The 9,339-nt window shown below is 54.2% G+C and carries 7 protein-coding genes and 1 pseudogene; 4 read left to right on the top strand and 4 right to left on the bottom strand.

The window, feature by feature from the left end; genetic code table 11:
• The 4 genes and pseudogenes from IEX27_RS20735 to IEX27_RS21695 all read left to right on the top strand — a co-directional run.
• A pseudogene (locus IEX27_RS20735) lies at positions 1–112 on the top strand (IS630 family transposase); the annotation flags it as partial.
• A gap of 979 nt (positions 113–1,091) precedes the next feature.
• Positions 1,092–3,065 (top strand): site-specific integrase, encoded by a 1,974-nt coding sequence (locus tag IEX27_RS20730; RefSeq protein WP_188722977.1) that lies wholly within the window; start codon positions 1,092–1,094, stop codon positions 3,063–3,065.
• 91 nt (positions 3,066–3,156) lie between these two features.
• Positions 3,157–3,543 carry an antitoxin Xre/MbcA/ParS toxin-binding domain-containing protein gene (locus IEX27_RS20725; RefSeq protein WP_210315584.1) on the top strand — a complete coding sequence of 129 codons (387 nt, stop codon included), beginning with the start codon at positions 3,157–3,159 and terminating at the stop codon, positions 3,541–3,543.
• Positions 3,544–3,884: 341 nt separating this feature from the next.
• The gene (locus IEX27_RS21695) at positions 3,885–4,613 is read left to right on the top strand and encodes a glycosyltransferase family 25 protein (protein ID WP_188722976.1); all 729 of its coding nucleotides are present in this window, start codon (positions 3,885–3,887) and stop codon (positions 4,611–4,613) included.
• A gap of 466 nt (positions 4,614–5,079) precedes the next feature.
• Here IEX27_RS21695 and rfbD read toward each other — a convergent pair whose 3' ends face one another.
• The 4 genes from rfbD to rfbA are packed head-to-tail and all read right to left on the bottom strand — an operon-like array spanning position 5,080 to position 8,469.
• Positions 5,080–5,970 (bottom strand): dTDP-4-dehydrorhamnose reductase, encoded by an 891-nt coding sequence (gene rfbD, locus IEX27_RS20715; RefSeq protein WP_188722975.1) that lies wholly within the window; start codon positions 5,968–5,970, stop codon positions 5,080–5,082.
• A complete protein-coding gene (gene rfbB / locus IEX27_RS20710; protein WP_188722974.1) occupies positions 5,967–7,025 on the bottom strand; it encodes a dTDP-glucose 4,6-dehydratase in 1,059 nt (352 codons plus the stop codon). The genes rfbD and rfbB overlap by 4 nt, the downstream gene beginning before the upstream one ends.
• An 11-nt stretch (positions 7,026–7,036) precedes the next feature.
• Positions 7,037–7,588, bottom strand: coding sequence for a dTDP-4-dehydrorhamnose 3,5-epimerase (rfbC, locus tag IEX27_RS20705; RefSeq protein ID WP_188722973.1), 552 nt, complete (start codon positions 7,586–7,588; stop codon positions 7,037–7,039).
• Entirely contained in the window at positions 7,588–8,469 is an 882-nt protein-coding gene (gene rfbA / locus IEX27_RS20700) for a glucose-1-phosphate thymidylyltransferase RfbA (protein ID WP_188722972.1), read from the bottom strand. Before rfbA ends, rfbC begins: the two co-directional genes overlap by 1 nt.
• Between the last annotated feature and the right edge of the window lie 870 nt (positions 8,470–9,339).

Raw genomic sequence — 9,339 nt, 5'->3', positions numbered from 1 at the left:
AGGCGAGAGAACCGTAAACGGCCTGTGGGGCCTCATCGGCAAGCTCGTCGACATCTTCCAGCCAAGCGAATGCGCCAATTACTTCAGCTCGTGCGGATATGATCCAGATTGATCGGAAACCGCTCTAACGATCATGAAATGGAGCAGAATTCTTGCGATGTCGTCGCGGCCTGGTCAGCGCTCAGTCCTCAGTCGATCGCGATATTGCTGCTGTCGCTCACGTTGCTTGCGTAGCCGCTCCGCCCGCTCCCCACTCGTCGCCATGGCTCCTCCATCTGTCACATTGCTGCAACCATGGTGAGCTCAAGACCGGTCGGCGCAAAGCATTATTCCTCCAGCCCCTCACCTGCCACGCAAACGCCGTTCGCCCCAGAATCGGAATTCTCAAGCCTCGCAACGAAGATCCCAAGATTAGAAACGATAAACTCGGATCCTGAATCGCGTTACTACAAATTGTTTCGAGTTGAAACACATCGCCCCCAACCTGATATGACGTAGCGACAAGCTGAAATGGCTTACGCGCAATCCAGAACGAGCTGCCTGCAATCGATTGCGAAGTAGAATCTCCTGAAGCCGTTTCCGTGAAGTCATCTACGATTACGACCGCAAACGACGTTTCTTCCTAAATCGCGAATGAACAACGGCAAAGTGAATTAGCGCTTACCTGGGACAAGCCCACGCCACTACCGGATCGCAGCTGTGGGTCCAGGTTCCCCAGCCATTTCCCTAAGAAAATCCTTGGAATCGCTGACTTTGCAAGGCCTTCAAAGGCTAGCAGATTCACTTCCGATACGCCGTTCACAAGTGATGCCCATAACTGATGCCCACAGGTGATGCCCAATCGCCTTGGGAGCAAGGGAGCGCAGGGGGAGCACAGGCGGATGGGATTGCGACGTCACCAGGTTGAAAACCTGATTCTGAGAGGTCCGGTCTTCTACTGGAGGGCCCGGATTCCAGTTGGCTTCAAAGCCGCTGGCGGGAATGCGCGTCTGTCATTGAGTCTCGGTCTGTCAGACCGTAAGAAGGCTTCTGTGGTTGCGCGGCGGTTGAACGCGCTGCTCCTGCAGATGGAACTGGTCTCGAAGGCGCGAATGGCAACAAAGGAACAGCTGGCGAAGATCTTCACCCTCGAGATCCAGGCCATGCACGAGCAGATCGAAAATCTGGATCGCGCCGCCAAGCGGCACGGTTCGCTGCGTGATCCGGTACACAGGGATGCAGACCGCCAGGTCGGATTGGCCTACCGCCTGCTTGAGAGTTATGGCTCGCTCGAGGAGCTGAACTTTGATCCCGGCAGCGAGACACACGAGGCCCTTCTGGACGCAGGCGCGACGGACGCCGATATTCCCTTCATTGCCGAGACCTTCCGCGCTGAACGCGAGGAGGCGCTTAGCGACCGCGCTGGTGAAGGCAGGACAGCTTTCATGCGCGATGTGCTGCACCGTATGGCTCAGGTCGGCCTAGACGATACAGTCTTGAACCGGGAAGCTGCAGCAGAAGAAATCTACCGCGCGCGTGCTGACGCCTTGCTTGAGTCGGCCGACGATCCGCGCAAGCCTAGCCTCAAAGGCCGCCCTTCACGACGCCAGCCAACTCCAGTTGAAACCGATCCTGTAGCCCCACCTCCTAAACCCAGCATCATGTGGGCACATGAGGCTGAAGATCCTGTGGTCGTCAAAGCTGACGTGGCCTATACCGAGCCGCCGGTCGCACCACCTTCCCCACCTCCGCCTGCGGAGCCTCACAACACCGTAGCGTTTGAACCGCCCGCTCCAATGAGGACACCTGCCGCTTCCAGCGGCCGGGCGCGGAAAAACCTGCCCATCCCCCAATTCGATGAGGAAATCGACAAGCTGGTCGCCAACAACCGGGACCAGTGGGAAGACGACACGGCATCTGATGTCCGGGTTCTCATCGGGATCTTCCGCGGCATTCTGGAGGAACACGGCGTGACGCACTCCGGACAGATCACTCAGGAGCATGTCGCTGCGCTTCGACAGCACTTCAATCACATCCTGCCGGGCTGGGGTCGTAGCCCCAAGCTTCGCTCGCTCTCACCACTTGAACTCCGCAAGACAAGCCAAAAGGCTGCCCTTGAAGCCGAGGTTAGAGGAAAGCCGATCAAGCTGGGTCTCTCAGCTGCCACCATCCGGCGTCATCTGGGCAATCTCGACCATTTCCTGAAGCATCTGCGCGCGTCGTACTATGCGATCGGCGAATGGACGTTCGATGGCCTGCGCCCGAAAAAGCCCAAGCGTGGCGAAATCCGGCTACAGCAGGACAAGCCCGGCCCTGATGACGTCAGGCCGCTGTTCGACATGCCGATCTTCACTGGCAGGCTAAGCGCGGAACAGCCAGAACTGCCAGGCGAGCAGGTGTATCACTGCGCTAACTACTACCTGCCGATGTTCCTTACTTATCTGGGCCCCAGACGAAATGAATTCGCGGGCCTGATGGTGAAGGACGTCGTTCAGATGAAGGACGGAAGCTGGGCAATCCAAATCCGGCGTAACGATGTACGTCGTATCAAGAACGCTCAATCGCACCGCCTGCTGCCCATCCCTGATGAGCTGATCCGCCTGAACTTCCTCGACTATGTCGAGCAAGTGAAGCAGCTCGGCTACGACGTGCTCTTCCCGGAACTGTTTTCTTCAAATGCCAAGAAGATCGATCCAGGTGAACGCTTTTACAAGGGTTTCATCCCTGTCGCAGAGAAATGCTTCCCGGGCGAACTCTGGAAGCGGCCGCTGCACGCATTCCGGCACGGGTTCGCCGACACGCTGAAGCAGGCCGGGGTATCTGAAGGTTACATTGAGGATCTGTCCGGGCGACTGGGCAGTAGCGAAACCTCAACGCGCTATACCAATCCCGCGGGCCTGCCGCTCCTGCGCGCGATCATCGCGCACTATCCGGTGATCACCGGCCATCTGGAACCGCGTCCGATCAAGCTGCTTCCCTGGGTTGAAAAGAAGCTCCCTCCGCCCGGGGCTGGAAAGACGAAAGCTGAACGATTTGGTTGCAAGCGCGGACGGAAGCCGAAAAGGACCGCAGAGAGCCTTCCGTGAGGGTTACCGTAGGCACTCCGGGCAGCGCCATACGACTTGCTCAAGGTTGCTCGGTCAGCTTAGGCTGATGGAAATGAATCTGGAGGACGCGATGCAGCAGGAACGGTCCTATAGCGGCGAACAGAAGGCAGCCGTGGGTCTCAAGGCCTATTCCCGCATCGTTGTCGCCTGGGCTTTGTCTGCGACCGAGGCTGCAGCTCTCCTTAACGTTTCAGCGGAAGACTGGGACCGCATCCAGCAGGGATCGTTCAAGGATGAATTGTCCGAAGAGCAGCTGTTGCGGATCAGTGCAACTGTCGGCATCTACAAAGCGCTTGAGACCTACTTCGAAGAACCGCTTTCAAGATCGTGGCTCACCCGGCCCAACGACGCACCCTTTTTTAACGGCAACCGACCCTTCGACACCGCCATCAAGGGTGGCTTGCCACAGCTGATCGAGATCCGATGGTACTTGGATGCCGTTGCACAGGGAATGTAAGGTAGTGGTTCGACGACCAATCCGGCACGGGACAGGGAGTGACCCAGCCTCAGCGTTTGATCTTAGGTTTTCCTTCCGCTTGTACCAGGCGCGAACGGTAAACCGAGTCTTGTCAATTCGCTTGTGGGAATGCCCGAGCGCAGCCTGAGCATTGCCACCAATCTCTTCAGGCTTGCCCTCAGACAGGTTTCAGTTGTGGCGCGTGCCTTATGCATCTCGGAAAACAGTTAGCAGCCCGCTGAAACAGAGCACTACCGCTTCTGCTCTTCCACTAGCTCGCTTATCTGTTATGGAGTGAAAGTTAGCGGCCAATTTCGTCACACATTCGGGAGGAGCCAAACATGGTTAGTTTCACTATATACAAGATATCTCCGCATTTAAGCGATTTCGAAGCCTCAATTGGCGTTCATCAAATCGAACCTATCTGGGGGCCAAGCTTATCACCTCAAGAGTTCCACGATTACATGAGACCTCGCGTTGAGGCAGCGCGTCGCCTTCTACTTCCAAGTGAGCTGGGATGCGCCCTCAGCCACGTAGAAACATATCGCAGAATTGTACGACAAGGACAATCTGGCCTCATATTGGAGGACGACATCCATCTAACGGAAATTGGCTTGGCTAAGGTGTGTAACGTAGCGGGAAAGCTTATTAATCTCGACTTCCTACATCTCGCTCGCTACCGTCATAATTTCGGCAAGAAGGAGGTCCTTCCAGGAATATATATCGCAGACACATCTCACGGTTTTTGGGGAACAGCCGCATATCTGATCTCGCCTACAATGGCCCAATATCTACTAACCCGTCATTCAGAATATATAGACCTCGCAGATAACTGGCAGGAGGTCTTTATCGAATCACGCATGATCCCTTATTATTCTCCTGTCTTTGACCACTCTGGGGAGGAAACAGCTATCGGAAACCAAAGAGAAGTATGTCAAAACCCGTCTTTAACGGCAGCTTTGAGGCTCCGCGTACAAAGACGCCGTATGGTCTCGCTAGCTGGATTGCGTTTTAGGTGGCAAACTATTCGTACGCAATTCCAACTTAGAATGTCGCGACAGTATCGCTGAACCATGATCTAATCCTTGGACCATACCAAAGTGGAGCTTCCGCTTTGTTTGGCACTACACTTTTTTGGACTGCAGGAGGTCTTCCACCGGGGGATGGCTCCGAGATCGCGCAGAGGGGCTGCGTCGTATCGTCGAATTCTATGCTGTCGAGGCGGACATCCGCGGCACCTCACCCGGCCAGCGCCTGTCCCGTCGGCCAGGCTCGAACCGCGCCGCTGGTAGCTGCTTTCGGTGAATGGCTTCAGGCACAGCGTTGCAAGTATCGTGTCATGGCCCAAACCGGTCACGTGTTCTGTCGAGATTGTTGACGCATGATCGTGCGCCGCAGATGAGAATGCGGCCATGATATTTGTTTCCGCCTTTTCTGATACCAAGTAGCGTGGTCTTGCACCCGACGAGTACTCTCTGGGCACCCGGCCCGGCCAGGTCGCCATGTCGTATGCAAATCTTCCCATTGTGACAGTGGTCAGCCGGTAGATCTTACTAGCTGTTGTACTACCTCGGCCAAAGAGAGCCTCCAGTGAGGCAACGAGTATCCGAAATTCCGTTCAAATTTCAAACTGGAAAGCCGTGAGTTTGGTGGGCGTCTCGCTTTCGTCGGAAAATCATCACTAGGGATATCGATGACTCGAGCAGTGGGCCCCCCGCATTCTCTACTGGTTGAGAATATCGTCTGGGCGAAGGTGCTCCAACTCGCATCGCCTGTACCAGCGAGATGGTAGAGGCCATACAAATCCGCCTCTTGTGCTGCGCCCATACGGTCTATGACGCAGAGAATTGCGTCGGCTATGTCAAGCGCGCTGGTAGGGTTTCCGATTTGGTCAGCCACCACAGAAATGGACTCTCTTTGACCAGCGAGCCCAAGCATCGTCTTCACGAAATTTTTTCCGAAAGGGCTGTAGACCCAAGCCGTCCGAAGAATAACATGCTTGGGATTAGCTGCTGCCACCAGCTTCTCACCTTGGAGCTTGCTGCGACCATACACACATCCAGGCGCAGGTTCATCTTCTTCAGTGTAGGGTTCATCCGAATCACCAGAAAACACATAGTCCGTGGAGAGATGAACAACGGGCACTCCACACCGCTGCGCTGCGGATGCAACAGCCTCCGCACCATGAGCATTGATCTCAAACGCGAGCGAAGGTTCGTCCTCTGCTTGGTCAACTGCAGTATATGCTGCTGCCGAAACGATTACGTCCGGTTCGGCCTCAGCTACTGCATCGATAATAGTCTGCCTTTGTGCTAAATCAAACTCGGGCCGCCCAATGCATAAAATCTCGATGTCGGCTTTCTGAGCAGCTTTCGCTACAAGGCTTCTTGCTACCTGACCATCACGTCCAGTAACTAGGATTCTCACGAAAGTCTCCCCAGACGTTCACCGTTGTAACGTTGGGCACGGATCGGTTGCCACCACCATTCGTTGTCGAGATACCATTGAACAGTCTTCTCCAGCCCACTTTCGAAAGTTTCTACGGGCTCCCAGTGCAATTCGCTGCGGATCTTGGTTGGATCAATCGCGTAACGGCGGTCGTGGCCAGGTCGGTCTCTGACGAACGTGATTAGCTCCGCATAGGGGTTGCCATTTGCTCGGGGGCGCTTAGCGTCCAAGATCGAGCAGATAGACTGTACGACTTCCAAATTTGTACGCTCAGACTTACCGCCTATGTTGTAGCTCTGCCCGATACCTCCCCTCTGGAAGACGCTCTCCAGTGCCCTGGCGTGGTCCTCCACGTATAGCCAATCCCTGACGTTTCGACCTTCGCCATAGATAGGTAGCGGTTTCTCTTCTAACGCATTGAGGATCACCAGCGGTATCAGCTTCTCAGGAAAGTGATATGGGCCGTAGTTATTCGAACAGTTCGACAGAACAACCGGCAACCCATACGTCTCATGCCAGGCGCGAACCAGGTGGTCTGATGCTGCTTTTGAAGCTGAGTAAGGGGACGAAGGACGGTAAGACGTTAATTCTGTAAAGAACCCGCTGTCAAACGGCAAGTCACCGAACACCTCGTCGGTGGAGACATGATGGAACCTGAACCGTTCTTTCATTTCACCTGTAAGTTCCTGCCAATAGGCGAGTGCTGATTTGAGCAAGCGGAAGGTACCGACGATGTTGGTCTCGATGAACGCCTCCGGCCCTTCAATGGACCGGTCTACGTGGCTCTCTGCCGCAAGGTGCATGATGGCGTCTACGCGATACTGCCGCAAAGTGGTGAGGACTAAGTCGCAATCGCATATGTCACCTTGGATGAAATGGTAGTTAGGCTGTGCGCTAATATCACGCAAAGAGTTGAGGTTGGCCGCGTAAGTAAGCTTGTCGAAATTGATAACCGTATTTTGGTCTTTTGATGCTAGATGGCGACAAACGGCAGATCCGATAAACCCCGCCCCTCCGGTAATCAGAATTTTCAATCTTCTCCTCCTTATTCGAAAACTGTTGCCATCGACAGGGGCGGTGCCTGTCGGTCCTTCTCCGAAAGGATTAATTCACCGATGCTAGAAGGCCAAGCGATTCCAATGGCTGGATCGTCAAAACGGATCGATCGGTCATGTTCCGGTGAATAGTACTCACTTACTTTGTAGATGACCTCGGTGTGGTCCGTGAGGGTTACAAAACCGTGAGCAAAACCTTTCGGGATGAAGATCTGGTTCCATCTATCTGCCGCGACTTCCAGTGCGACCCATTGGCCAAAGGTTACTGAACTTCTGCGGATATCTACCGCCACATCGAGTATAGCTCCTTTGACCACCCGCACCAGCTTGTCCTGTGCTTTGGGTGGCAGTTGATAATGGAGACCGCGCAACACACCTTTATGAACTGAATAGGAGTGATTGTCCTGCACGAACGTCAGCGTTAGGCCGATTCGGTTGATCTCACGTTCATTATAAGTTTCTGAAAAAAATCCTCGCTCGTCCTCAAATTTCTGGGGTACGATCTCAAGGACTTCTGCAAGCGCAAGTGATCGAACGTACATTACCGATCCCTCAACTCTTCCACTCTCCGGCGGAGATAGCCTGCATATTCGGTTTTACCGAGGCCGGCGGCTCTTTCAAGAACGGCATCCGGCGTAATCCATCCCTTTTCGAGCCCGATCTCTTCCGGACAAGCAATTTTGATTCCTTGCCGCCGCTCGATGGTGCGAACGAAGGATGATGCCTCGTGTAGGCTGTCTTGAGTCCCTGTGTCGAGCCATGCAAAGCCACGGCCGAGCTTTTGCACGTTTAGTTCGCCGCGCTCAAGATAGGTGTTATTGATAGATGTGATTTCCAATTCGCCTCTGGTTGAGGGTTTAATGGATGATGCAATGTCAACCACTTGGTTGTCATAGAAGTAGAGACCAGTAACGGCCCAGTGCGACTGCGGCTTTTTAGGCTTCTCTTCAATCGCGCTCGCTTTTCCAGTTTCCCTATGAAACGAAACCACACCGTAGCGTTGCGGATCATCGACGCGATAGGCAAAAACAGTTCCTCCACTGCTCCTTCTTCTTGCTTCCGCGCAGACGGCTGATAGTCCGTCACCAAAGAAGATATTGTCCCCAAGAATCATCGCTACCCTACTATTCCCGATGAACGCCTTCCCAATGATAAAGGCTTCGGCGAGCCCATTTGGGTGAGGCTGCTCAGCGTATGAAAAGTCAACTCCGAACGCACTACCATCTCCTAACAGCCGTTGGAAGAGTGCAAGATCGTGAGGGGTTGAGATGATAAGGATCTCTCTGATGCCTGCGAGCATCAGAACGCTCAGGGGATAGTAGATCATCGGCTTATCGTAGATGGGCAAAAGTTGCTTAGAGACCGCAAAGGTAAGGGGGTAAAGGCGTGTCCCGCTTCCACCAGCTAATATTATGCCTTTCATTCGGGCGTCCTCTTTCATTAAAGCGTAGGGATATACCAGGTAATATCCACGATCGGCAGAGCTTTCGACCGTTTGCGCTACTGCGACTGTGCTGCCGTCGGATTCATCAAGACCTTATGCACAATGAGCGGTCGGCCCACGTTGAAAATGTCGTGCGTCCATGCGGTCAATTCGTATGCTCCCTGGGTCACGCACATCCGTAACCCACTGGTGGCTTTCTGGTGGAATTATCACGAATTCTTTCACCATTAGGAGAACCGAAGCAGACGCCCTCATCACCGCGATAAGGGCTATTTTTCCGATGATACTTTCCGTGACCATTCTTTAGTCGTTTTACGTTGGGTGCACCATGAATATGCATTTTGGGCGTATATGTCACCACCATAACACGTCCCCGGGAGGAAATCCCTCTAATACTATATTGTAGCCTGTTTGGCGCTTGCGGAACGAGGGCGGGCTTGCCATTCGCGATTGACGAGCGCGACGACCCGCCGTTAGCCATAGATCGACCTTTGATCCACCAAGCAGCGCATGGTTAGTAAAAGCTCTGAATCCTCTGCCTTGTAATAGAGTCCGCGCGGCGTTGCTCCGCCAGTCAGTCGCTCGGTAAGTTTTGAACGAAGGTCGACTAGCGTGCCTGCGACGCCTCGATGCGGCCGTCCTTTGGCAACAAGATCGGTCGCGCATCAGTTCTTTTGAGACGGCTTTGGAAACGGCTGTCCGGACTATGTCGACCTCCATTATGAACCGCACCGGGTTTGCCGGAGACCCCAACTCGTGAGAAGTAGGGTCTATGACAAGCAAGACGACGAACAAATTCTCTCCTGAAGTTCGCGCCCGCGCCGTTCGAATGGTGGCGGAACATGAAGG

Source organism: Nitratireductor aestuarii, from assembly GCF_014641695.1.
Classification (GTDB): domain Bacteria; phylum Pseudomonadota; class Alphaproteobacteria; order Rhizobiales; family Rhizobiaceae; genus Chelativorans; species Chelativorans aestuarii.
The sequence above is the reverse complement of the archived record's forward strand: the minus strand, read 5'-3'. Positions and strand labels throughout refer to the sequence as shown.